The following is a 221-nucleotide window of genomic DNA, read 5'->3' on the forward strand; positions in this document are numbered from 1 at the left end:
ACAAGGATTAAGACGTAAACAACATTAGGATGTTTGTCAAGATAAGCCTTTAGTCAGAGTCGCACATCCATTACAACAAGGATTAAGACACTTTATCCCGAAGGATGCTTATGGCATTTAAGATGGTCAGAGTCGCACATCCATTACAACAAGGATTAAGACTTATTCCGAGGCACCCACTGCGAGAAAGCGTTCAATGGTCAGAGTCGCACATCCATTAC

The organism is Rudanella lutea DSM 19387 (assembly GCF_000383955.1).
In the GTDB taxonomy this organism is placed as follows: domain Bacteria; phylum Bacteroidota; class Bacteroidia; order Cytophagales; family Spirosomataceae; genus Rudanella; species Rudanella lutea.